At 41.9% G+C, this 22,707-nt stretch carries 20 protein-coding genes; 17 read left to right on the top strand and 3 right to left on the bottom strand.

The features are described 5' to 3' along the window. Positions 1-9 precede the first annotated feature (9 nt). Positions 10-2,916 carry a 5'-nucleotidase C-terminal domain-containing protein gene (locus LCD32_RS01440; RefSeq protein WP_052321071.1) on the top strand — a complete coding sequence of 969 codons (2,907 nt, stop codon included), beginning with the start codon at positions 10-12 and terminating at the stop codon, positions 2,914-2,916. Positions 2,917-2,948: 32 nt separating this feature from the next. After that, positions 2,949-3,515, top strand: coding sequence for a class D sortase (locus LCD32_RS01435; RefSeq protein WP_024719945.1), 567 nt, complete (start codon positions 2,949-2,951; stop codon positions 3,513-3,515). A 33-nt stretch (positions 3,516-3,548) separates the two neighbouring features. On the opposite strand, the gene LCD32_RS01430 is transcribed toward LCD32_RS01435, so the two are convergent. Then, on the bottom strand, positions 3,549-4,451 hold the full coding sequence (locus LCD32_RS01430; RefSeq protein ID WP_048003244.1) for an RluA family pseudouridine synthase: 903 nt from the start codon (positions 4,449-4,451) through the stop codon (positions 3,549-3,551). A gap of 108 nt (positions 4,452-4,559) precedes the next feature. Between LCD32_RS01430 and LCD32_RS01425 the strand changes: the two genes are divergently transcribed. The 3 genes from LCD32_RS01425 to LCD32_RS01415 all read left to right on the top strand — a co-directional run bounded on the left by LCD32_RS01425 (position 4,560) and on the right by LCD32_RS01415 (position 7,427). After that, positions 4,560-4,901 (top strand): DUF5365 family protein, encoded by a 342-nt coding sequence (locus tag LCD32_RS01425; RefSeq protein ID WP_048003243.1) that lies wholly within the window; start codon positions 4,560-4,562, stop codon positions 4,899-4,901. A 307-nt stretch (positions 4,902-5,208) separates the two neighbouring features. Next, positions 5,209-5,874 carry an HAD family hydrolase gene (locus LCD32_RS01420; protein WP_017360360.1) on the top strand — a complete coding sequence of 222 codons (666 nt, stop codon included), beginning with the start codon at positions 5,209-5,211 and terminating at the stop codon, positions 5,872-5,874. A gap of 14 nt (positions 5,875-5,888) precedes the next feature. Continuing rightward, positions 5,889-7,427: a bifunctional GNAT family N-acetyltransferase/carbon-nitrogen hydrolase family protein gene (locus tag LCD32_RS01415; protein ID WP_007497061.1), complete on the top strand. Its 1,539-nt coding sequence runs from the start codon at positions 5,889-5,891 to the stop codon at positions 7,425-7,427. Positions 7,428-7,472: 45 nt separating this feature from the next. Here LCD32_RS01415 and LCD32_RS01410 read toward each other — a convergent pair whose 3' ends face one another. Continuing rightward, positions 7,473-7,889 carry a hypothetical protein gene (locus LCD32_RS01410; protein WP_025207006.1) on the bottom strand — a complete coding sequence of 139 codons (417 nt, stop codon included), beginning with the start codon at positions 7,887-7,889 and terminating at the stop codon, positions 7,473-7,475. A gap of 166 nt (positions 7,890-8,055) precedes the next feature. Here LCD32_RS01410 and LCD32_RS01405 point away from each other — a divergent pair, with 166 nt between their 5' ends. From LCD32_RS01405 to LCD32_RS01355, 11 genes are all read left to right on the top strand, one after another. Beyond that, positions 8,056-8,472 (top strand): VOC family protein, encoded by a 417-nt coding sequence (locus LCD32_RS01405; protein ID WP_008349030.1) that lies wholly within the window; start codon positions 8,056-8,058, stop codon positions 8,470-8,472. 83 nt (positions 8,473-8,555) lie between these two features. Then, positions 8,556-9,473 (top strand): AEC family transporter, encoded by a 918-nt coding sequence (locus LCD32_RS01400; protein WP_007497064.1) that lies wholly within the window; start codon positions 8,556-8,558, stop codon positions 9,471-9,473. A 28-nt stretch (positions 9,474-9,501) separates the two neighbouring features. Then, complete coding sequence (locus tag LCD32_RS01395; protein ID WP_098681053.1) at positions 9,502-11,094, top strand: PucR family transcriptional regulator; 1,593 nt, start codon at positions 9,502-9,504, stop codon at positions 11,092-11,094. A gap of 241 nt (positions 11,095-11,335) precedes the next feature. After that, positions 11,336-12,673 (top strand): aspartate aminotransferase family protein, encoded by a 1,338-nt coding sequence (locus LCD32_RS01390; RefSeq protein ID WP_057079762.1) that lies wholly within the window; start codon positions 11,336-11,338, stop codon positions 12,671-12,673. A 359-nt stretch (positions 12,674-13,032) separates the two neighbouring features. Next, positions 13,033-13,590, top strand: coding sequence for a glycerol-3-phosphate responsive antiterminator (locus LCD32_RS01385; RefSeq protein WP_008349014.1), 558 nt, complete (start codon positions 13,033-13,035; stop codon positions 13,588-13,590). Positions 13,591-13,805: 215 nt separating this feature from the next. Next, positions 13,806-14,621 (top strand): MIP/aquaporin family protein, encoded by an 816-nt coding sequence (locus LCD32_RS01380; protein ID WP_008349011.1) that lies wholly within the window; start codon positions 13,806-13,808, stop codon positions 14,619-14,621. 15 nt (positions 14,622-14,636) lie between these two features. Continuing rightward, complete coding sequence (gene glpK / locus LCD32_RS01375; protein ID WP_007497075.1) at positions 14,637-16,133, top strand: glycerol kinase GlpK; 1,497 nt, start codon at positions 14,637-14,639, stop codon at positions 16,131-16,133. Positions 16,134-16,272: 139 nt separating this feature from the next. Continuing rightward, positions 16,273-17,934 carry a glycerol-3-phosphate dehydrogenase gene (gene glpD / locus LCD32_RS01370; RefSeq protein ID WP_076821972.1) on the top strand — a complete coding sequence of 554 codons (1,662 nt, stop codon included), beginning with the start codon at positions 16,273-16,275 and terminating at the stop codon, positions 17,932-17,934. 144 nt (positions 17,935-18,078) lie between these two features. After that, a complete protein-coding gene (locus LCD32_RS01365; RefSeq protein ID WP_041091804.1) occupies positions 18,079-19,824 on the top strand; it encodes a phospho-sugar mutase in 1,746 nt (581 codons plus the stop codon). Positions 19,825-19,975: 151 nt separating this feature from the next. Continuing rightward, positions 19,976-21,121, top strand: a complete 1,146-nt coding sequence (locus tag LCD32_RS01360; protein WP_041507534.1) for a GAF domain-containing sensor histidine kinase — start codon at positions 19,976-19,978, stop codon at positions 21,119-21,121. Further along, positions 21,118-21,768 (top strand): response regulator, encoded by a 651-nt coding sequence (locus tag LCD32_RS01355; RefSeq protein WP_113747680.1) that lies wholly within the window; start codon positions 21,118-21,120, stop codon positions 21,766-21,768. The genes LCD32_RS01360 and LCD32_RS01355 overlap by 4 nt, the downstream gene beginning before the upstream one ends. A gap of 178 nt (positions 21,769-21,946) precedes the next feature. Here LCD32_RS01355 and LCD32_RS01350 read toward each other — a convergent pair whose 3' ends face one another. Further along, a complete protein-coding gene (locus LCD32_RS01350; protein WP_008349000.1) occupies positions 21,947-22,195 on the bottom strand; it encodes a YhdB family protein in 249 nt (82 codons plus the stop codon). 128 nt (positions 22,196-22,323) lie between these two features. On the opposite strand from LCD32_RS01350, the gene LCD32_RS01345 reads away from it, so the two are divergent. Beyond that, positions 22,324-22,707, top strand: coding sequence for a YqzG/YhdC family protein (locus LCD32_RS01345; RefSeq protein ID WP_041507533.1), 384 nt, complete (start codon positions 22,324-22,326; stop codon positions 22,705-22,707).

Genomic DNA, 22,707 nt, shown 5'->3' with positions numbered 1-22,707 from the left:
AGAAATCTAATGAAACGTATACAATCCATTCGAATGGTCTGTTGTTTGATTTTGGTGATATTTAGTCTGCAATCTTTACTGCCTAGTATGATGACAGCTGAGGCGTTTTCTTCTTCTGAGAAAAAGGAGACTTTATGGAAACAAACAAAGCCGATGAACATAAAAAAAGCCCGAAAACTGATAGGAGAAACGGTAACGGTGAGCGGAATCGTAACAGCAGATCAATCCGCTATAGGGAATGGGAAACTATCAACATATATTCAAGACAAAACAGCTGGTCTCAATATTTATTCTGCGCAGCCGAAGAATTTTCCAGAACTGAAAGCAGGCATGAAGGTCACGGTGACTGGCAAGGTGACGACTTATAAAGGGCTCGTTGAAATTGTGCCAGATCAAGATCGTCTGAAGATAGATGCTGTGAATCAGCCATTGCCTTCGCCAAAGAAAGTTTCCATTAAACAATTGGAATCGGATCAGGCAAGCAAATATGAAGGAAGATTAGTGAAGGTAAAAGGCTATGTAGAACAAGCGCCAGATCAGCCAGCTGGCGGTGGATACAATGTGGTCATCATCGATAAAAAATATCATAGCACAGTTCTTAGAGTCATGGTTGATACGGGTGCCATTGATCAAGTGAAGACCGGAAAATGGTATGAGTTTACTGGCGTTTTAAGCAGATATGATACGCTGCAAGTACTTCCAAGACACAAAACCGATGTCAAATTGCTGAAGCACCAGCCAAAGCCGCCAAAAATCAAAAAAGAATATGAGGCAACGGTAGATCGTGTTGTGGATGGAGATACCATTCATTTGAAGAAGCCTGTGCTCGGCACAACAAAGGTACGCTTCGTGAATATGGACACACCAGAAACCTACCACCAGCCCAAAAATGAATTAGATCAAAACCAGCTGCGCTTTGGACAAAAAGCGACGGATTATTTAAAAACGCTTCTTTCAAGTGGTGATCGAGTCACATTAAAGATTGGCCCGGAAGCAAAGGATGGATATGGACGTCTTTTAGCTCAAGTCAAAACCAAAAAAGGGCTGAATACGAACCTAGAGCTTGTGAAAAAAGGATATGCCCCTACTTATTTCATTTGGCCTGTTGGAGATGAAAAAGAGTATCGGATGTTCCAGCAAGCAGTGAAAGATGCCAAGGAAAAAGGGCTTGGTATTTGGAATGAAGAAGATCCTCTGCTAGAACAGCCGTTTGAATTTAGAGCACGCGAGCAGAAAAAAGGGCTCACACGTTATGTGGGGGATTCATCTGCAAAAACCTACGTATCACCTGACAGCTGGAATGAGATCGATGTGGATAAACGTATCTTTTTTGCTTCTAAAGAAGAAGCAGAGCAGGCTGGATATCAGGCGTCAGCATCAACCCGTGAAGTTCCATTAACCATTTTAAGCATGAATGATTTACATGGGAAAATTGATCAGCAATATGAGCTGGATGTAAAAGGTGATGGCAGTAAAGGAACATATGGACGGATGGATTATGTGGCGGCTTATATAAAACAAAAGCAAGCTGCGCAAAAAAATACACTGACAGTTCATGCAGGAGATATGATAGGCGGAAGCTCGCCGGTTTCTTCTCTTTTACAAGATGAACCAACCGTTGAACTAATGGAGAACATCGGCTTTGATGTTGGGACTGTCGGCAACCATGAGTTTGATGAAGGTGTAGATGAATTATTGCGCATCTTAAAAGGTGGAGATCACCCGAAAGGCACAAAAGGATACGATGGGCAGAACTTCCCGCTTGTTTGTGCAAACTGCGAATACAAGGACACTGGCAAACCACTTTTACCGGCCTATGAAATCATGGATGTCGAAGGAATTCCTGTGGCTTTTATCGGGGTAGTGACAACATCAGCGGCAGGAATGGTCATGCCAGAAGGAATTAAAGATATTCAATTTACTGATGAAGTCAAAGCTGTCAATGAAGCAACGAAAGAATTAAAGCAAAAAGGGATTAAAGCGATCGCAGTTCTGGCTCATATGACCGCCTCTCAAAATGGTGATACCATTACTGGAGAAAGCGCAAGGCTCGCCAAAGAAGGTGATGACGAAATTGATGTCATTTTCGCTGGCCATAATCACGAAGTGGTCAATGGAGAAATGAATGGAAAATTAATTGTCCAAGCCTTTGAATACGGAAAGGCAATTGGAGAAGTCAATGTCACACTTGACCGGAAAACAAAGGATATTGTCAAAAAGAGTGCAAAGATCCAGTATGTAGACCAGGCTGGTATTGAAAAGGATCAGGAAGCAGCGGACATTTTAGCCCATTACGGAAAAGAAGTGGAGCCGATTATTAGTGAGGTGGTTGGAGAAGCTGGCGTCAAGATGGAAGGTGGCTATTCCAATGATGGTGATACACCACTTGGCAACCTCATTGCGGATGGCATGAGATATTCAATGAAAAGTGACTTTGCCATGATGAATGGCGGCGGTATCAGACAAAATCTCGAAAAAGGACCCATTACTTGGGGAGACCTCTTTAATATTCAGCCATTTGGAAATGTGTTAGTAAAGCTGGACATCAAGGGGAAAGATTTAGTTGATATCATTGAAGCTCAAATATCTCCTCAATTTGGACCGGATTATAGCATTTCAGGCTTTTCTTATTCGTACAATCCGTTAACATATAAAGTAGTCGACTTAAAACTGCCTGATGGTTCTTCCGTTGATTTCGATAAAACGTATACACTCACAGTGAACAACTTCATGGCGACTGCCACTGGAAGTAAGTATGCACCGATTGGGCGGCTAGGGAAAAATCCGGAAACAGGCCCAGAAGATTTAGAAGCAACGGTCGCTTTTGTAAAGAGCTTCGAGGGAGCTTCTATTGTGTATCAAAAAGAGGGCCGAATTCAACAAGCGAAACAAGAAGAAAAGGCAGCAGCAAGCTAAAGAATCATCAGCAAAGACAAAGGAGTTAACGCATGAAAAAATGGCTTGCAGTGATTGTCATGTCAGCGGGAATTGTGGTGCTTGGCTGGGGAATCTGGCAAATGGCTTCTACTCACCTACAAACAGCACATTCTTTAGAGGAAGCAAAAAAGGTCGTAGAAACTGATCAAGGGATGACGAAGGAAAAATTTTCACCTGAAATGGGGAAAGCCTCTGGCATCCTGACCATTCCGAAATTAAAAGCCGATTTGCCGATTGTTGAAGGGACAGATGCGGACGACCTTGCCAAAGGCGTCGGTCATTATAAAGGCAGTTATTACCCTGATCAAAATGGACAAATCGTTTTGTCGGGACACAGGGATACGGTCTTCCGCCGGACTGGTGAACTGGATATTGGGGATCAGCTGAAAATCACTGTACCGTATGGTGAGTTTGTTTATGAAATTACGCATACGAAAATTGTGGATCAGCATGATACATCCATTATTACCTTACAAAATAAAAAAGAAGAGCTTGTGTTAACCACATGCTATCCATTTCATTTTGTCGGCAATGCACCAGAGCGGTACATTATTTATGCGAAAAGAGCATCTGTCTAACGTCAAAAGAGCCTGTATGATCAGGCTCTTTTTCTACATATTGTCCATTAATTCAGCCATATCAGGTGGAAGCGGTGCTTCTATCGTCAGCTTTTCACCTGTGAATGGATGGTTCATGTCTACTTGTTTGGCATGAAGGGCGCATCTGTTTATCAGGTCACGCTTCCCGCCATATAATGTATCGCCAGCTAAAGGATGCCCGAGACTGCTAAGATGGACCCGAATTTGATGCGTTCTGCCTGTTTCTAATCGAAGCTTAACGGCCGTCATCTGTAAACGTTTATTGAGATGGAAGACCTCATAATGAGTCTTGGCGCTTTGACCAGTAGGAGAAACCCTCCTTCTGACGGCATGGTGTTTATCACGTCCAATGGCTGCTTGGATCGTTCCTTTCTTTTTCTTAAACAGTCCTTGTGCGATGGCAAGATACGTTCTGTTAATCGCTTTTTTTGAAAGCATTTGATCGAGTACAGCATGTGCCAACCTGTGTTTGGCAAAAATAACGGTGCCGCTTGTGTCTTGATCCAGCCTATGTATATGTCTGACCCGCTTTTCTTCTCCATTTGCTTGAAAATGGAAAGCGACTAGGTTCGCCAGCGTACCTGTTTGTCCTTTTTCATTTGGATGCGTCGGCCTTCCAGCAGGCTTTTGGACAACTAATAAATGCTCGTCTTCAAAGAGTACCTCTAATTCACCGTATTCTGGCGTCACATCACTTTCTTCCGTCTCAAATAAATCAATGAGAATCTGATCACCTGTACTCACTTTTGCAGCATGGTGGGCAGGTTTTTGATTGAGACGGACTTTTTGGTGCTCCATCCAAAAATGGATAATCGGTTTAGAGGCAGACACTTCGTCTTTTAAAAATTGACTTAAGGAATTGCCATTTTGATGCTCACCTACTTTTAGGGAGAGCGTGTGTCCTTTTATGATCATGATATTCGTCCTCTCTTTGGGTATATATAGGAAACACTTACCTTAGCGAATGACTTTTTTTCTGTGCTATTCTGAATGGAGTAATAACGACAGAGAGGTAGATGCCACGTGAGATTAATGAAAGCTGCGACAGACCTTCAAGAGCAGGCAATTGAAGAAGTATCAAAGGAAATTGAAGATCTTTTATCCCATTCTGTCAATGGAGAAGCGCAGGAAAAACAACCCCCGCTTACATTCATTGATGGTGTGTATAACGGGACAATGGATGATGCTTTTCGTATCTTATCAGGTCTTCAGCTATTACATACCATTATTTTAAAGCCGAAGCGACATATCACAAAACGAGATCGTGAGTTATTTGAACTCAACCGTGAACAAATTAATGCGTGCGGCTTTTCTTTCCCGTTTGATTTAGATGATTTTGCAGGCCGTCACCTTCAAAATGCGTAAAAGTTGGTGTGAACTTCCTTGTTAACTTACAAGGTCGTCGCACATACTATTTTTAAGGGAACGGAGAAACCTTCAAGATCTGTAATACCAATTCCGCTCTTTTTCAACAATGTCTATTCTCCACGAATCGGAGCGCTTGGATCTCTTGCAGAAAGAATCGAACATGACAGGAGCCTGACAAAACGATGCAGGCTCCTTTTATACATAATCATTTTAGCAGACATTCATCTTTGAAAGTCAATTTTATTCACGATATGATAGCAGTATGGAAGATATTTCAGACTTTCGGAAAAAAGGAGTGGCCTCTTTGGTAAAGGCGATTATATTTGATTTTGATGGATTAATTTTAGATACAGAAACACATGAATATGAGGTTCTGCAGGAAATGTTTGCGGAGCATGAATCGGAGCTGCCTCTGTCTGTATGGGGAAATGTGATTGGAACGCAGGCAGGTTTTAAGCCTTTTGAATACTTGGAAGAGCAGTTAGGAAAGACATTAGATCATGAGGCACTCACAGAAGACCGGCGTTCACGTTTTCAAAAGAGAATGAAGGACGAAGCAGCAAGACCTGGTGTAGAAGCTTATTTAGAAGCGGCAAAGGAGCTTGGAATTAAGATTGGACTTGCTTCCAGCTCAGATTATAAATGGGTGTCTGATCACCTGAAAAAAATTGGACTTTTCGATTACTTCGAATGTATCCGCACGTCAGACGATGTGGAAGAAGTGAAACCTCACCCAGAACTTTATTTGCAAACCGCACAATGCTTAGGCGTTGAGCCAAAAGATTGCGTGGCATTTGAGGACTCTGTGAATGGGTCAATCGCTGCCAAACGAGCGGGTATGAAATGTGTCATCGTGCCAAATAAAGTGACGAGCACACTGCAGTTTGAAGAATATGACGCGAGATTAGAATCCATGGCTGAAATCGAATTGCTCCAGCTATTCCATCAGCTTGAAAAAGAGGATCAGTAAGGGGGCAATACATCATGGCAGAAAAACTAGATTTAACGCGATTTGAAAAAAGAATGGTGATTCGAAATATTAGAGAAGAAGATATCGACCGAATCATCGCATTGCAAGAGGTATGCTTTCCAGGCATGGACCCTTGGAAAAAAGAGCACCTTGAAAGCCACCTTGAACATTTCCCAGAAGGCCAGTTCTGTGCGGAATTCGAGGGAGAAATCATTGGCTCATGTTCAAGTTTATTAATTAACTTTGATGAATACGATGATCGTCACACATGGCAGGACATCACAGATGATGGATATATCACAAACCATAATCCAGATGGGATGAATATGTACGGAATTGAAGTAATGGTCAGTCCTGAGTACCGCCGGATGAAAATCGGTCATCGTTTATACGAAGCAAGAAAAGACTTAGCGAGAAGATTAAATTTAAAAAGCATCATCATTGGTGGACGTATCCCGAATTATCATAAATATCAAGAGGAAATGACGCCTCGCCAATATGTAGAGCAAGTCATGCTGCACCAAATTTATGATCCTGTGCTATCTTTTCAGCTGTTAAATGAATTTAGCCTGATGCGGATCAATCCGAATTACTTGCCGGATGATAAAGCTTCCAGCACGTACGCAACGCTAATGGAATGGAACAATGTCGATTATCGCCCGCAATCGAAAAGATATTATAAATCGGCGTTCCCAGTACGTATTTGTGTCATTCAATATGCAATGAAGCAAATTCATTCCTTTGAGGAGTTTATGAATCAAGTGGAGTATTACGTGGATGTGGCATCAGATGCGTCAGCTGACTTTGCCGTTTTCCCGGAAATCTTTACAACCCAGCTTATGTCATATTTAGAAGAGAGATCACCAAGTCTAGCAGTGCAGCGGATCACAGAATATACCGAGGACTACATCAATTTGTTTACAGATCTCTCGGTCAAGTACAACATTAATATCATCGGTGGTTCTCATTTCGTTGAAGAGGAAGGGAAAATCTATAATATCGCCTATTTATTTAGACGTGATGGAACGATTGAAAAGCAATATAAGTTGCATATCACGCCGAATGAAAGAAAATGGTGGGGGATTTCAGCTGGTGACCAAGTCCGGGTATTTGATACGGACTGCGGTAAAATTGCGATCCAAATTTGCTACGATATTGAATTCCCTGAGCTTGCTCGAATTGCAGCTGACAAAGGAGCGAAAATTATTTTCACTCCATTCTGTACAGAAGACCGTCAAGGCTATTTACGAGTGCGTTACTGTGCGCAGGCGAGAGCGGTTGAAAATCAGATATATACGGTCATTTCTGGAACAGTCGGAAACCTTCCGCAAACAGAAAACATGGATGTCCAATATGCACAATCAGCCATCTTTGCACCATCTGATTTTGAATTCGCAAGAGATGGCATTGTAGGGGAATGCAACCCGAATATTGAAATGGTGGTTGTCGGTGATGTCGACTTAGAAATATTAAGAAGGCAGCGTCAAGATGGGACGGTTCGTCAGCTGAAAGACCGAAGAAGAGACGTGTACCATATTGAATATAAGAAATAATCAAAACAAGCGCCCCGCAGTTATGCGAGGCGCTTTTCTGTATGTTTACATTTTCTTTAATGCGAGTGTAGCAAAGTGGGCAATGCTTTTGGCAGCTAAAAATGGAACGTCTGATTTGACAAGAGATTGATAAATCGTTTTTTCTACTTGTTTCCATGTAAGAGCAGGCTCTTCTAAAAGATTTTTTAAATCAGGTCCTACATGCTGGTTGAAAAACTGCTCAAATTGTTCACGTTTTTCTTGTCCGGCAATCACTTCTAATTTTTGTAGCCACTTTTCTTGTTTTTGGAAAGATTGTTCGATGTTTTGTTTAATGGTGTCTGTTGTTGAAGGAAGCTGAAAATCACTTTCTGCTGTCACCTGCTTCGTTTGAATAGATGCAGCATCAGCTGTTTGTGTAATAGGTGAAGCGAATAAAAGGACAGTGGTGGAGAGCATCAAAGATTTTGCGATTGTTTTCATTAAGAAAACCTCCTAGTTCATTTAGTATTGTGCACGAGATTTATTATACATTTTTGTTAAAATAAGGTAATGAGACTTACCGCTTATTTTTTCATGCGACAAAGGGATGCCAAATGAAAAGACGAATATACTGAATGGAAATGATGTTTTACAAAGGGAGAGGGATATGGGGCGACAATCTAAACATCTGTATATCAATTTGCCGGTTAAGCATGTAAATGAGTCAAAGGCTTTCTTTGAACAGCTGGGTTTTGACTTTCAACAAGAACTGACGAATGAACATGCTGCTTGTTTTGTGATGAATGAGACGATCACAGTCATGCTGTTATCACTTAAGCATTTCCAATCCATTTCAGAGAAGGAATTGGTAGATGCCAGAAATGGCGCAGAGGTCATTATCTCTTTACAGGTCGAGACGAGGGAAGAGGTTGATGAGCTTGTAGAGCGTGCGATCGCAGCTGGTGGTTCACCGTTTAAGGAAAAACAAGACCATGATTTCATGTATGGCTGGAGCTTTCAGGATCGTGATGGTCATTTATGGGAAGTGTTTTATATGGATGAGGAGAGAAGCGACCTTTCATAAGGGTGCTTCTTTTTTATTGATGATCAGTGGTATGATAAGAGGGTAAAAAAGAAGGAATTCATCTAGAGAAAAGTAGGTGCTGCATGGAGTTTTTACTTGTCTTAATGCCAGTGTTCGGCATATTCCTTATAGGGTATATTGGGCAGAAGACAATTGGTTTTGATATACATACGCTCTCATCAATGTCTTTATATTTAATGTCACCATTTCTTGCGTTTGAAACCTTTTATCAAAATAAAGTATCGATGGACTATGTGTACTTATCAATATTTGTCGTAGGGCTTTGTCTTTCACTTGTTTTATGTGTCTTCATTTTATCTCGAATTTACGGGTATTCGAATGAAACGTATTGCGCCATGATTTTGTCATCAGCATTTATGAATAATGGAAATTACGGCACGCCTGTTGTCCTTCTTGTTTTTGGAGCAGCTGGTTTAGATATTGCGATTGTGCTAATGGTCCTTCAGCAGCTCGTCATGAGTACGATCGGCATGTATTATGCAGCAAAAGGTGGAGAGGACGCGGGAGACTTGAAGGTCGTTCTAAAAAAAGTGCTGCGTATGCCGGTTGCTTACGGGGCTCTTCTTGGTCTATTATTTCAGCTCATTGACCTTTCATTACCTAAAGAGCTTATGACAGGTGTTCAGCTGGTCGGGGATGCAGCGATACCAACGATTATGCTGATTTTAGGTATGCAGCTCGCAGTGATTTCTTTTAAACAAGTGGATTATCGTAATATTTCCTATGCGGTGCTGCTGAAGCTGTTTATCTCACCACTCATCGCATTCGGCTTTACGCTTATTTTACCGGTAGATGATTTGGTGAAACAAATTATGATTTTAGTTGCAGCGATGCCGACTGCGGCGAATACCACGCTGATGGCTGTGCAATTTCGAACGAAACCTGAGTTTGTCTCAAGCACGACGTTTCTCAGTACGATTTTAAGTATTGTGACTTTACCTGTTTTATTATGGATTTTATCCATGCACCCTCTGGGATAGGGGACGGCAAACAAAGGGGGACTTATGAATGAATGTAGATGTTCATTTTCAAGTAAGTGATGTGTTAAAAACGAAGCATTTTACGCATGCGAAAGTGTTAGCTGGGGAAAAGGGATTGTTTCGGCAGGTAAAATGGGTACATGTACTTGAAGTGCCTGCTGTAGAGGATTTGTTAAACGGAGGCGAGCTGATCTTAACGACGGCCGCAGGCTTCCATGATCAATTGGAAGTCTTTCAGGCGTTTTTAAGACAGTTGATTGACTCAGGTGCGGCTGGATTATGTATTGAGTTTGTACCGCTCCGGTTTGATGTACCGGAAGAACTGATTATTTATGCAGAAGAACGTGATTTTCCGCTAATTCTGTTTACAAAAGAAGTGAAGTTCGTCAATATTACACAGCATCTCCATACGATGATGATTGAACGTCAGTATCAGATGATGGCAGATTTAGAAGCCTTGTCGTCAAAGCTGAATGAGCTTTTACTAACTCCTCATCCGCAGATGGATATTTTGGATCAAGTGTATCAGCATGTGAGAGGGATACTACTGCTGATCCCTGTTCAAGGTGAGCCGATTATTTTATGTGATTCTTCCAAACAAACAGAAGAGCTGGTGATGAATTATTTGCAATATGCTTCATTACCAAAAGGATATGAAGTGACGCAAAAACAAGTCCTTGCACTCAAACAAACCTTTGCAGACCTCGTCCTCATTCATCAATCGAACACACTCTCGGAATTTGAACTGCTTGTGATGGATAAAGGAGCGAATGCCCTTGCCCAGCAAACTTTAAGAGAGCTGTATACAGAAGAGCTGAAGAAGACAAAAGAGAATGAATGGCTGCAAAAATGGTTTCATGAAGAGCATACAGAAAGAGAAATCATAGAACACCTTGAGGAAACAGAAGGACTGAAAAAACCGACCGGCTGTGTGGTGATGCTCTTTCAAAAAAACCACCAAATAGAAGAAATCGCAGGGAATCTTTATTTTCTTGTCTCTTGCCGTTCTATTTTTCAGCGTGCTGGTTTCTATTTGATTGTGTACGAGCATCAAGGACAAACCTTATTTATTTTATTGAATACAAGAAAAGTTGAGGACTGGAAAGAGCGTGCAGAAAAAGCGGCAAACGACATCACGCAATTATATGACCGTGAGAAGCCCGGCGAGGCAGTCATCAATTATGGAATCGGTTCATATTGTGAGCAATTTCAGTACATGAGAAAAAGTTTTCAAGCAGCGAAAGAAGTGCTGCATTTAAAGAAAGTGATGCCGCAACGGATAAAAAGCCCATTTTATCAAGATTTACATATGCTTCGATTGATGCCTGTCATGAAAGAAAGCGGGTTATTAGAATGCATGGTGAAAGAGTATTTAGAGCCGGTGATTTTATATGATAAACAAAATAGCGGCAGGCTCTATCAGACGCTGAATATCTTTTTACAGACAAACGGTTCTAAAAAAGAAACCGCAAGCCAGCTCTATATTGTGAGGCAGACGCTTTATCACAGATTGGATAAGCTTCATGCTTTACTTGGTGAGGATATGATGCAAGCGCCAAAACGTCAAGCGCTTGAATTTGCGATCCTTGCTTATGAATTTTTACAGGGGAATCGCCATTAACGGTATATGTTAGATTTGCCAAGGGATCAAGTAGAGTGTCTCATGGTTCTTTTCAATCAGTTGACGATCTGTCTAATGTAATGTGTCTGGCCCCTTTTTTATAATGAGAGTAACGACACGGGCGGTCTTGTTTCAGTTTCATATGCCTCACTTTTTATCCATATAATGAATGGAGAGGTCATATGCAGGACCGGTTTAAGCTTCTTTGATGATGAAAACGGATACATGGGGGCGTGGGAAGATGAAAACACATAACGCACAAGATCTTCAGGCGAAAGATGATCAGTTCATTTGGCATCATATGAAAGGGACAAACAAAGAAAATGAAAGTATGGTGATTCATGAGGCAGAAGGCGCATGGGTGACAGATATTCATGGAAATCGCTATTTAGACGGGATGTCAGGGTTGTGGTGTGTAAATGCCGGATATGGACGTAAAGAGCTTGCAGAAGCGGCGTATAGGCAATTAAATACGATGCCTTACTACCCACTGACACAAAGCCATGTGCCAGCGATTCAGCTGGCTGAGAAGCTCAATGAATGGCTAGGCGGGGACTATGTGATCTTTTTTTCTAACAGTGGTTCTGAAGCGAACGAAGCGGCATTTAAAATAGCCAAACAATATCATGCGCAAAAGGGAGAGAGTACACGAACAAAATTCATTTCCCGATATCGATCGTATCATGGCAATACAGCAGCAGCTCTAGCCGCAACGGGTCAAGCGCAGCGTAAGTACAAATATGAACCGTTAGGGCAGGGGTTTATCCATGTCGCACCGCCTGATATGTACCGGCATCCTGAAGATCAAGAGAGCTTGGCAAGTGCTGATGCAATCGATCAAGCTATGACGTGGGAATTAAGTGAGACCATTGCTGGCGTCATCATGGAGCCGATGATTACAGGAGGCGGTATCTTAATGCCGCCAAAAGGATATTTGAAGAAGGTGAAAGAAATCTGTGAAGATCATGGGGCGCTCCTCATTGTGGATGAAGTGATATGCGGCTTTGGCCGGACAGGAAAGCGGTTTGGATTTATGCATGAAGAGGTAAAACCAGATATTATCACCATGGCAAAAGGGATCACAAGTGGATATTTACCGCTATCTGCAACGTGCGTGAAACGAGACATTTATGAAGCGTATGCAGGAGAAGATACGTATGACAGGCTACGGCATGTGAATACATTTGGCGGTCACCCTGCTTCCTGTGCGGTTGCGCTTGCTAACCTAGAGATCATGGAAAACGAGCAATTAGTGGAGCGGTCAGGCAAGCTTGGCCAAGACATGCTCGATCGTTTGCAAGAGTTAAAAGAGCATCCATTTGTCGGTGATGTGAGAGGAAAAGGCCTGCTGTTTGGGATTGAGCTTGTGCAGGATCAGGCGTCAAAAAAGCCAGCTGATCCAAGTGTAGTCGGTCAATTGATTGCAGAATGTAAAAAACGAGGATTGATCATTGGGAAAAATGGCGATACAGTGGCTGGCTATAATAACGTGGCACAGCTAGCACCACCGCTAAATATCACTGATGAAGACGCCTCATTCATTATCCATACTTTAAAAGAAAGCATGGCACAATTATAGCAGAGATTTCTCAGCTTCAGATTGTTGACAAAGGGCTAAAATATTATTTATTTTAGCCCTTTGTCTTCTTTTCAGCGTGATAGAAAACCTTTGCATCCCTAGGAAGGACGAGTACTGGCGCGGAGCGAATTTGACATTCGTGAGCACCAGCACGCAGGAATTACAAAGAATGCGAGGGTTTGTCTACACGCTGTAGCAGAGAGGTTTCTCTGCTTTTTTCTATGTCCAGAAAGGATCAGGTTTTAATCGATCTGCTAGGCTGAATGGTCAATGGGCACACTAGGTGTATTGAAAAAAACATGCGATTCTATTACTGTAAGGAGAAGATAGAACCAATACACATTAGAAGGAGACGGCATATGAGTTTTCATGATCAACCCATTCTACCTGCTGTTCGCAATATGAAGCAATTTGAGGAATTTTTAAAAAGTCCATTTACATATGGGGTCTTACTAGATGTTCACTTAGGGCGGCTTAAGGGCATCATGAATGAGGCGAATGCACATCATAAAAAAATGTTTGTCCATGTCGATCTCATTCACGGAATTAAACATGATGAGTACGGAACGGAATTTATTTGTCAGGAAATGAAACCGGCAGGTATTATTTCTACTAGGTCTTCTGTCATAGTAAAAGCCAAGCAGAAAAAGGTATATGCCATCCAGCGAATGTTTTTACTTGATACAAGTGCGATGGAAAAAAGCATGGAGTTTGTCGGAAAACATCGTCCAGATTTTATTGAAGTATTGCCGGGTGTCGTGCCAGATTTAATTACAGAAGTGCGCGAAAGAGCTGGAATACCAATATTTGCAGGAGGATTTATCCGAACAAAAGAAGATGTAGAACGGGCGCTTGCAGCAGGGGCGACAGCTGTCACCACATCGAATACAAAGCTTTGGAAAGCGTTCCAAAAGTGAAAAAGATAAAATGTGAAAATTGATTGACAACGTTTTCATCCTCTGATACTATAGCACTAAGTTAATATCATGTGATGGAGAAACGGAGATCCACAACGACGCTTTACTAGGTGACAAATGACCCTGATGTAAAGTATGTTTGTTGTGGGTCTTTTTTCTTTATCTTTTCTACACATTTATAGGGGATGGCAACTGAACCAGAGGAGGAATTTTTCATGACACCATTTTGGGGTGAAGTCGTTGGTACAATGCTTCTGATTATTTTCGGAGGCGGTGTGTGTGCGGCAGTCAGTTTAAAGAAATCGCTCGCTTATCAGTCCGGCTGGATTGTAATCGCTTTCGGATGGGGATTTGCAGTAGCGATTGCAGCTTATGCCACTGGAGGAATCAGCGGTGCACATTTAAACCCGGCGCTGACAATAGGTCTTGCATTAGAAGGAAGTTTTCCTTGGGCTGATGTTCCAATGTATATTGTCGGTCAAATGCTTGGCGCATTACTCGGAGCTATTATTGTCTTCTTACATTACTTACCACACTGGAAAGCGACAGACGATCCAGGTGCAAAACTAGGCGTATTCTCAACTGGTCCTGCGATTCCGCATACTTTTGCAAACGTGCTCAGTGAAGTCATCGGTACATTTGTATTGGTGGTAGGAATTCTAGCGATTGGTGCAAATAAATTTGCAGACGGAGTCAATCCGCTGATTGTTGGTTTCTTAATTGTCGCAATTGGTCTTTCATTAGGTGGTACAACTGGTTACGCAATTAACCCTGCACGTGATTTAGGTCCAAGAATCGCACATGCCATTCTGCCGATTCCAGGTAAAGGTCCATCAAATTGGAAATATGCTTGGGTTCCTGTTGTTGGTCCAATTTTGGGCGGTGCATTTGGCGGTGTTTTCTATAATGCAGCCTTTAAAGCGAACGTCACACCAGCCTTTTGGATTGTAAGCGTTATTTTAGTTGTGGTATTGTTAGGACTCTATGTTTCTACGAAAAACCAGACAAATGCTGTCAATGAAAGTATGTAAGGGGAGGAAAACACCATGGCAAAAGAAAAATATATTCTCGCATTAGATCAAGGGACAACAAGCTCAAGAGCGATCTTATTTGATCAAGAAGGTAAAATTGCACATACAGCTCAGAAGGAATTCAATCAATATTTTCCGAACCCAGGCTGGGTAGAACACAATGCAAATGAAATTTGGAGCTCTGTTCTATCAGTTATTTCAACTGCTTTAATCGAATCAGGAATTGAAGCAGATCAAATCGCCGGTATCGGAATTACGAACCAGCGTGAGACAGCTGTCGTTTGGGATAAACATACAGGCGCACCCGTTTACAATGCAATTGTTTGGCAGTCTAGACAAACATCGGGTATATGTGATGAGCTAAAAGCGCAAGGGCACGATGAAACGTTTAGAAATAAAACCGGTCTTCTGATTGATGCTTATTTCTCAGGCACTAAAGTGAAATGGATTTTAGACAATGTCGAAGGTGCTCGTGAGAAAGCAGAAAATGGTGACTTACTGTTTGGCACAATCGATACATGGCTCATTTGGAAAATGACTGGCGGGCAATCACACGTGACAGATTATTCGAATGCATCAAGAACGTTAATGTTCAATATTTACGATCTGAAATGGGATGAAGAACTCCTTGATATCTTAGGTGTTCCAGCTTCCATGCTGCCAGACGTCAAACCATCATCACACATTTATGGTGAAACAACAGACTATCACTTCTTCGGTAAAAATATTCCGATTGCAGGAGCGGCGGGAGATCAGCAGTCTGCGTTATTCGGTCAGGCTTGCTTTGAAGAAGGAATGGCGAAGAACACATATGGTACAGGATGTTTCATGTTGATGAATACAGGGGAAAAAGCAATTAAGTCGGATCATGGATTGTTAACGACGATTGCATGGGGCATTGACGGCAAAGTTGAATATGCTTTAGAAGGAAGTATTTTCGTTGCTGGCTCAGCGATCCAGTGGCTGCGTGATGGACTTAGAATGTTTAAAGACTCAAAAGACAGTGAAGCTTATGCTGAGCGCGTTGAGTCAACAGACGGCGTATATGTCGTACCAGCATTCGTTGGTTTAGGCACACCATATTGGGATAGTGATGTCCGAGGCGCTGTATTCGGTTTAACACGCGGTACTTCTAAAGAGCACTTTGTTCGAGCAACGTTAGAATCACTTGCTTATCAAACGAAAGATGTTTTAGATGCGATGGAAAAAGATTCAAACATCTCACTTAAAACATTGCGTGTCGATGGCGGAGCTGTAAAGAATGATTTCTTAATGGGCTTCCAAAGTGATTTGCTCGATGTACCAGTAGAACGTCCAGAAATTAATGAAACGACGGCACTCGGTGCGGCCTATCTTGCGGGAATAGCAGTTGGCTTCTGGAACGACCGTTCAGACATTGCAAAACAATGGAACCTTGACAAGCGCTTTGAACCTAAAATGGAAGAAGACAGCCGTGACTCGTTATACAGCGGGTGGAAAAAGGCTGTAAAAGCAGCTCAAGCTTTCAAATAAACAAAAAGTATGGTATACTTCAAGTAAGTTAATAGAACGGTTGGAGAACTGGAGAGACCGCAAGCACCGAAGTGTAGAAATACGCTTTGGGTGTTTGCGGTCTCTTTTTCTTTACCGTACAACATGGGAGGAACAAGAGATGACTTTTTCTAGCTTAGAAAGAGAACAAATGCTTCAGGACATGACAAAAAAACCATATGATGTGTTTATCATTGGTGGGGGTATTACAGGCGCAGGTACGGCACTTGATGCGGCTTCACGCGGAATGCGTGTCGGTCTTGCGGAAATGCAGGATTTCGCAGCAGGTACGTCTAGCCGCTCAACGAAACTAGTGCACGGTGGACTTCGTTATTTAAAACAATTTGAAGTGAAAATGGTCGCAGAGGTCGGTAAAGAGCGTGCCATCGTATACGAAAACGGTCCTCATGTGACAACGCCAGAATGGATGCTTCTTCCGATGCATAAAGGCGGGACATTCGGTAAGTTTTCAACTTCAATCGGACTTAGAGTATATGACTTTTTAGCTGGCGTTAAGCATAGTGAACGCAGAAGTATGCTAAGTGCGAAAGAAACACTTGCAAAAGAACCGCTTGTGAAAAAGGATGGCTTAAAAGGCGGGGGCTACTATGTTGAATACCGTACAGATGATGCACGTCTGACAATTGAAGTCATGAAAGAGGCTGTGAAATTCGGGGCAGAAGCGGTCAACTATGCGAAAGTAAAAGAATTTATTTATGATAAAGGCAAAGTTGTCGGTGTTGTCATTGAAGATGTCACAACACAGAAAACATACGATGTATATGCGAAAAAAATCGTCAATGCGACAGGTCCATGGGTCGATCAGCTAAGAGACAAGGACCACTCAAAAGAGGGGAAACATTTACAGCATACAAAAGGAATTCACTTAGTATTTGATCAATCTGTTTTCCCATTAAAACAAGCAATCTACTTTGACACACCTGATAAACGAATGGTCTTTGCGATTCCAAGAGAAGGAAAAACGTACGTGGGAACAACAGATACCGTTTACAAAAAACAGCTGGAACATCCGCGTATGACAAAAGCAGATCGTGATTACGTGATCAAAGCCATTCAATATATGTTCCCAGATCTTAACATTACAGAGAAAGACGTTGAATCTAACTGGGCTGGTCTTCGTCCACTCATTCATGAAGAAGGGAAAGATCCTTCAGAAATTTCTCGTAAAGATGAGGTATGGACATCATCTTCAGGCTTAATCACGATTGCCGGCGGTAAATTAACAGGTTACCGTAAAATGGCTGAACACATTGTGAATCTTGTACGTGATGGACTGAAAGAGGAAACTGGAAAAGATTTCGGACCATGTAAAACGAAACATATGCCAATTTCAGGTGGGCATGTAGGCGGTTCGAAAAATATGGCATCCTTTGTTCAAGCGAAAACGGCAGAAGGAGCATCCGTTGGTTTGACAGAACCGATTGCACAAAAATTAGCTGAGAAATATGGCTCAAACGTCAGCAATGTCTTCAAGCGTGTAGAGCAGCTTCAAGGGGAAGCAGACAAACGAAACATTCCCGCATATGTGTTGGCTGAACTTGTCTATGCGATCGAAGAAGAATTGGCTGTAACACCTGTCGATTTCTTCTTGAGAAGAACAGGCAGCCTATTATTTAATATCAATTGGGCAAAAACGTATGCACAGCCTGTTGTTGACTATATGGCAGATCGTTTTGGCTGGGATGAAGAGACAAAACAGAAACATCAAACTGAATTAGACCGACTATTCCATGAAGCAGTCGTACCGCTTGATGCTGAATAAGTAAAAAGCCGATCGTGTATCGGCTTTTTTTATTTTGTTCATCGTTTTTTCATATGTTCATGATATAACATGACATGAAGGATAATTCCATATAAAATAACAGTAGATGTTATTTTATTGATGATAAGAGCTGGGAGGACGACCATGAGTTGGAATACGAATTATGAGCGTTGGATCAATGAGAAGCACCTGGATACTGAACTGAGGGAATGGCTGGAGGCACATCAAGATGATCATCAAGCACTTGAAGACTGTTTCTACAAAAACCTTGAGTTTGGTACTGGAGGAATGCGCGGAGAAATTGGTGCTGGAACGAATCGAATGAATGTTTACACTGTTCGAAAAGCATCCGCTGGTCTTGCTGCGTATATTGCAGCACATGGAGAGGATGCAAAAAAAAGAGGCGTCGCCATTGCCTATGATTCACGCCATAAATCTCCTGAATTTGCGATGGAAGCGGCCAAAACACTTGCTTCACATGGCATTCAAACATACGTATTTGATGAACTGCGTCCGACACCAGAACTCTCTTTTGCAGTTCGAGAACTGAATGCCTTTGCAGGGATTGTTGTGACAGCAAGTCACAATCCGCCGGAATATAATGGCTATAAAGTATATGGAGAAGATGGAGGCCAAATGCCCCCATTTGAAGCAGATCAAGTCATTAAAGAAGTAGATGCCATCGAAAATGAATTAGCCATTTCAGTGGAATCAGAAGAAGTATTGAAGCAAAATGGTTTGATCCGCATGATTGGTGAAGAAATCGATCAAGCGTATATGGAAAAATTAAAAACCATTCGTGTGCACCCTGAGCTTGCAAAAGAAGTCGATGTCAAAGTGGTGTTTACCCCGCTTCATGGAACGGCGAATAAACCTGTCCGAAACGGACTTCAGGCCTTTGGTTATGAGCATGTGACGGTTGTACCTGAACAGGAAAAACCAGATCCACAATTCTCGACGGTCACGTCTCCAAATCCAGAGGAGCATGCCGCTTTTGAATACGCCATCAAGCTTGGCGAAAAGCAAAATGCTGATATGTTGATTGCGACAGATCCAGATGCAGATCGATTAGGTATCGCTGTGAAAAATCATGATGGTGAATTTACCGTTTTGACCGGCAACCAAACAGGCGCCTTACTACTTCATTATTTATTATCTGAAAAACAAAAACTAGGTCAGTTGCCGCCTCGCCCCGTTGTGATGAAAACGATTGTGACAAGTGAGCTTGGGCGTGCTGTTGCCTCAGCATTTGGAGCTGACACCATTGATACGCTCACTGGCTTTAAATTTATCGGAGAAAAAATCAAGCAGTTTGAAGAAAGCGGAGAATACACGTTTCAATTTGGCTATGAAGAAAGCTACGGCTATTTGATCGGTGATTTTGCACGAGATAAAGATGCAGTTCAAGCGGCGCTATTAGCAGTTGAGGTCGCAGCCTTTTATAAGAAACAAGGCAAGTCATTATACGATGCGCTTGTTGATATTTTTAAGGAATTTGGATTTTATAGAGAAGGGTTAAAGTCATTAACCTTAAAGGGGAAAGTAGGAGCAGAGCAGATTTCTGCTATTCTTCATACCTTTAGATCAAACCCGCCAGCTTCTATCGCCGGTCAGCGCATTACGGTCATTGAGGATTATCAATCAAGTCAAAGGCACCTTGTGGCTGAAAAGAAAGAAGAAACGATTCATCTGCCGGCATCAAACGTCCTGAAATATTTCCTTGAAGATGGCTCATGGTTTTGTTTACGACCTTCTGGTACGGAGCCTAAAGTCAAATTTTATATTGCAGTCAAAGGCACATCGTTAACTGACAGCGAAGAAAAGCTGAAACACTTATCAGAAGAAGTCATGAAAGTCGTCTATGACATTGTGGAAGAAACAGCTAAATAAAACATCACAAAGCCATCATGTCATGCATGATGGCTTTTTCTCAGTCAAAAGGATGAGAAAAAATCATCCTTTTTGAGAAAGAGCCGCACAGATGCTCATGGTATAATCAACATATTGATCAGAGAGGCAGTAAAAGCCGGGGGTACACACGATGGGAGATTACCAAGAAAAAGTCAAAACATTAAAAACGTTAAAAGAAATTGCTGAAAAGCTAAATGAAGGGATGGAAATGAAGGAAACGCTTCATGAAGTGCTTCATATGCTTATGGAAGTGACAGGCTTTCAAACAGCATGGATTTATTTTATAGAAGAAGACGGATCGTATGAACTAATGGCAGAAGTATGCTTACCTGAAGCACTGGCAAAGGATCGAAAGCAATTGATGTGTCAAAACGATTGCTATTGCATCAACCGCTACACAAAAGGCTCACTGCAATCAGCGACCAATATCATCAATTGTAAACGGATTGAAACGGCGATTGAGCAAAAGCTTGGAGATACAGAAGGAATTACCCATCATGCAACCGTTCCTCTCCAAGCATGTAAGCGTACGTTTGGCTTATTAAATGTGGCGGCAAAAGGGAAGGTCACATTTACACAGGAGGAGCTGAATCTGCTTGAAAGTATTGCACTGCAAATTGGTACGGCTATTCAGCGTATGAAGCTTGTGCAAAATGAGCAGCAGCATGCACTGCTAGAAGAACGAAACCGGCTTGCGCAGGATTTACATGATTCTGTGAATCAAATGCTGTTTTCCGTGAGTTTGACTGCAAAGGCAGCGCGTCAAATGACAAGTGATCAAAAATTAGGTGAAATGATTGATTTTATTCAGCATTTATCACAAGATGCCCTCATTGAAATGCGCTCACTCATATGGCAGTTAAGACCAAAAGGACTTGAAAAAGGATTTACGACAGCGATTGAAGAGTATGCACAGCTTTTAGGTCTAAATTGTTCATTGTCTTTATCAGGCTGTATGGAAATAGATCATTCAAAGCACGAGACCTTATTTCGCGTATGCCAAGAAGCTCTCAATAATTGCCAAAAGCATGCGGGCGTTGAGAAAGTAGAGGTCAAACTGGAGCAATCAGGAGATACGTTTGGTATGAAAATCATCGATCAGGGAAAGGGATTTCAGTATGATGAACAAATGAGTCTTCCTTCATTTGGGCTGAAAGGGATGGCCGACCGTATCCGAAGAGCAGGAGGTACATTTTGCATCAATTCTGAGCTAGGGAAGGGAACGACGATTGATGTGAAAGTACCATTTTCTCAAGAAAGGAAGGGATTGTCATGAGGGTAGTCATTGCAGATGATCATCACATTGTCCGAAAAGGACTGGTCTTTTTCTTGCAAACCCAGCCAGATGTGGACATCGTTGGTGAAGCATCCAATGGAGAAGAGGCACTACAGGTAGTGAGGCAGACAAAGCCTGACATTGTCTTGATGGATCTTTCTATGCCTGTAATGAATGGAATTGAGGCGACAAAGCAAATGACGCTGGATATGCCGGATGTCCGCATTGTCATTCTGACAAGCTATGCAGATAAGGACTATGTGATCCCTGCTATCCAAGCGGGAGCAAAGGCTTATCAGCTCAAGGATGTCGCACCTGAAAAGCTTCTCACGACAATGATTGAGGTGCAAAATGGTACGTACCAGCTAGAAGGTCATATTACAGCTTTTCTTGTCCAGCATCTAACTGAACCTAAAGAGCAGAAATGGGCATTGATGAACGAACTGACCAATAGAGAACGTGATGTCTTATTTGAAATCGCAAAAGGGAAAAGTAACAAAGAAATCGCCTCATCGCTTTTTATTTCTGAAAAGACTGTGAAAACTCACGTGTCTCATGTGTTATCAAAGTTAGAGCTGGCAGATCGAACTCAGGCCGCTCTCTATGCGGTAGATTATCAAAAAAATCAGCCGAAAGAGCTGTTGTAAAAGAAGAGCATATACAGTCTATATGAATGGTGGACATTCCAAAAGACTTCATGAGTATTTCTCATGAAGTCTTTTCTTCTTTATGAAAGGCGGTTAGTAAAAGGGTGAAAACAAAGAGCTAAAATAAAGTTCATTCTAGCCCTATGTCAACAATCTGAAAGAAAATCAACCTTTTCCTTTATGTGTACATTGGTTCTGCATATGCTTCAGCAACGGCAGCCTCTGAAGCATGGTCGATATACTGCAGGAGTCCATATAAACATTTTTCAACATCTGCATCGTTCCGGTTAAATTGATACGCATGTAAGAAATGCTCAATACGTTTCGAGAGCAAATCATCTTGCGTACGGACCATAAGAATAAGTAAATTATCCCATTGCGAGCGATGCGTATAATAAAGTGCCTTATCATAATCTGCCACATTCATTAAACCTTCTCCTTTCCCTTGAGAAGTCCTCATTAGTTTGCTCGGATCAGGTCGACTTTTTCAGGGGAAAAGTTGGTGTCTGCATAAACTGGGTACCGGGAATTATAGGCTGAATAAATGCTTGATGTATGAAAAAGAACCAACCAGCAAAACCTAAACAAAATAGACATGAAAGTGAGAATATTGATATTATGCACCCGAAATTATGGATGCTTTTTGCAGCAGGAATTGTTTTATTTGGCAGTCTCATGATTCATCCATCTTCACAAGCAGCTGTGCAGCCGGCAGAGAATTGGGAAAGACTTGCGTATACTGCCTTGCAAGATGAATATGAAGGCGCCGCTTTAAACGATTATCATTACATTGGACGTACACAAGTGAATGAAGATCAAACAAAAGATGTGTTTCGCGTGACCGTGAAGGAAGGCTCCACACGATTTGCAGCACATGCAGAAATTTATTTTCATCCAGTGACGGGTCATTTGATTAGTATTAACGTATTTCGGCTATAA

Source organism: Bacillus sp. RSS_NA_20 (assembly GCF_020165915.1).
In the GTDB taxonomy this organism is placed as follows: Bacteria; Bacillota; Bacilli; order Bacillales; family Bacillaceae; genus Bacillus; species Bacillus altitudinis.
The sequence above is the reverse complement of the archived record's forward strand: the minus strand, read 5'-3'. Positions and strand labels throughout refer to the sequence as shown.

Bases quoted from the DNA above. Each gene is read 5' to 3' on its own strand.
- LCD32_RS01440 (WP_052321071.1), top strand. From the start codon at position 10: ATGAAACGTATACAATCCATTCGAATGGTCTGTTGTTTGATTTTGGTG.
- LCD32_RS01435 (WP_024719945.1), top strand. From the start codon at position 2,949: ATGAAAAAATGGCTTGCAGTGATTGTCATGTCAGCGGGAATTGTGGTG.
- LCD32_RS01430 (WP_048003244.1), bottom strand. From the start codon at position 4,451: ATGATCATAAAAGGACACACGCTCTCCCTAAAAGTAGGTGAGCATCAA.
- LCD32_RS01415 (WP_007497061.1), top strand. From the start codon at position 5,889: ATGGCAGAAAAACTAGATTTAACGCGATTTGAAAAAAGAATGGTGATT.
- LCD32_RS01410 (WP_025207006.1), bottom strand. From the start codon at position 7,889: ATGAAAACAATCGCAAAATCTTTGATGCTCTCCACCACTGTCCTTTTA.
- LCD32_RS01405 (WP_008349030.1), top strand. From the start codon at position 8,056: ATGGGGCGACAATCTAAACATCTGTATATCAATTTGCCGGTTAAGCAT.
- LCD32_RS01400 (WP_007497064.1), top strand. From the start codon at position 8,556: ATGGAGTTTTTACTTGTCTTAATGCCAGTGTTCGGCATATTCCTTATA.
- LCD32_RS01395 (WP_098681053.1), top strand. From the start codon at position 9,502: ATGAATGTAGATGTTCATTTTCAAGTAAGTGATGTGTTAAAAACGAAG.
- LCD32_RS01390 (WP_057079762.1), top strand. From the start codon at position 11,336: ATGAAAACACATAACGCACAAGATCTTCAGGCGAAAGATGATCAGTTC.
- LCD32_RS01385 (WP_008349014.1), top strand. From the start codon at position 13,033: ATGAGTTTTCATGATCAACCCATTCTACCTGCTGTTCGCAATATGAAG.
- LCD32_RS01380 (WP_008349011.1), top strand. From the start codon at position 13,806: ATGACACCATTTTGGGGTGAAGTCGTTGGTACAATGCTTCTGATTATT.
- glpK (WP_007497075.1), top strand. From the start codon at position 14,637: ATGGCAAAAGAAAAATATATTCTCGCATTAGATCAAGGGACAACAAGC.
- glpD (WP_076821972.1), top strand. From the start codon at position 16,273: ATGACTTTTTCTAGCTTAGAAAGAGAACAAATGCTTCAGGACATGACA.
- LCD32_RS01365 (WP_041091804.1), top strand. From the start codon at position 18,079: ATGAGTTGGAATACGAATTATGAGCGTTGGATCAATGAGAAGCACCTG.
- LCD32_RS01360 (WP_041507534.1), top strand. From the start codon at position 19,976: ATGGGAGATTACCAAGAAAAAGTCAAAACATTAAAAACGTTAAAAGAA.
- LCD32_RS01355 (WP_113747680.1), top strand. From the start codon at position 21,118: ATGAGGGTAGTCATTGCAGATGATCATCACATTGTCCGAAAAGGACTG.
- LCD32_RS01350 (WP_008349000.1), bottom strand. From the start codon at position 22,195: ATGAATGTGGCAGATTATGATAAGGCACTTTATTATACGCATCGCTCG.
- LCD32_RS01345 (WP_041507533.1), top strand. From the start codon at position 22,324: ATGAAAAAGAACCAACCAGCAAAACCTAAACAAAATAGACATGAAAGT.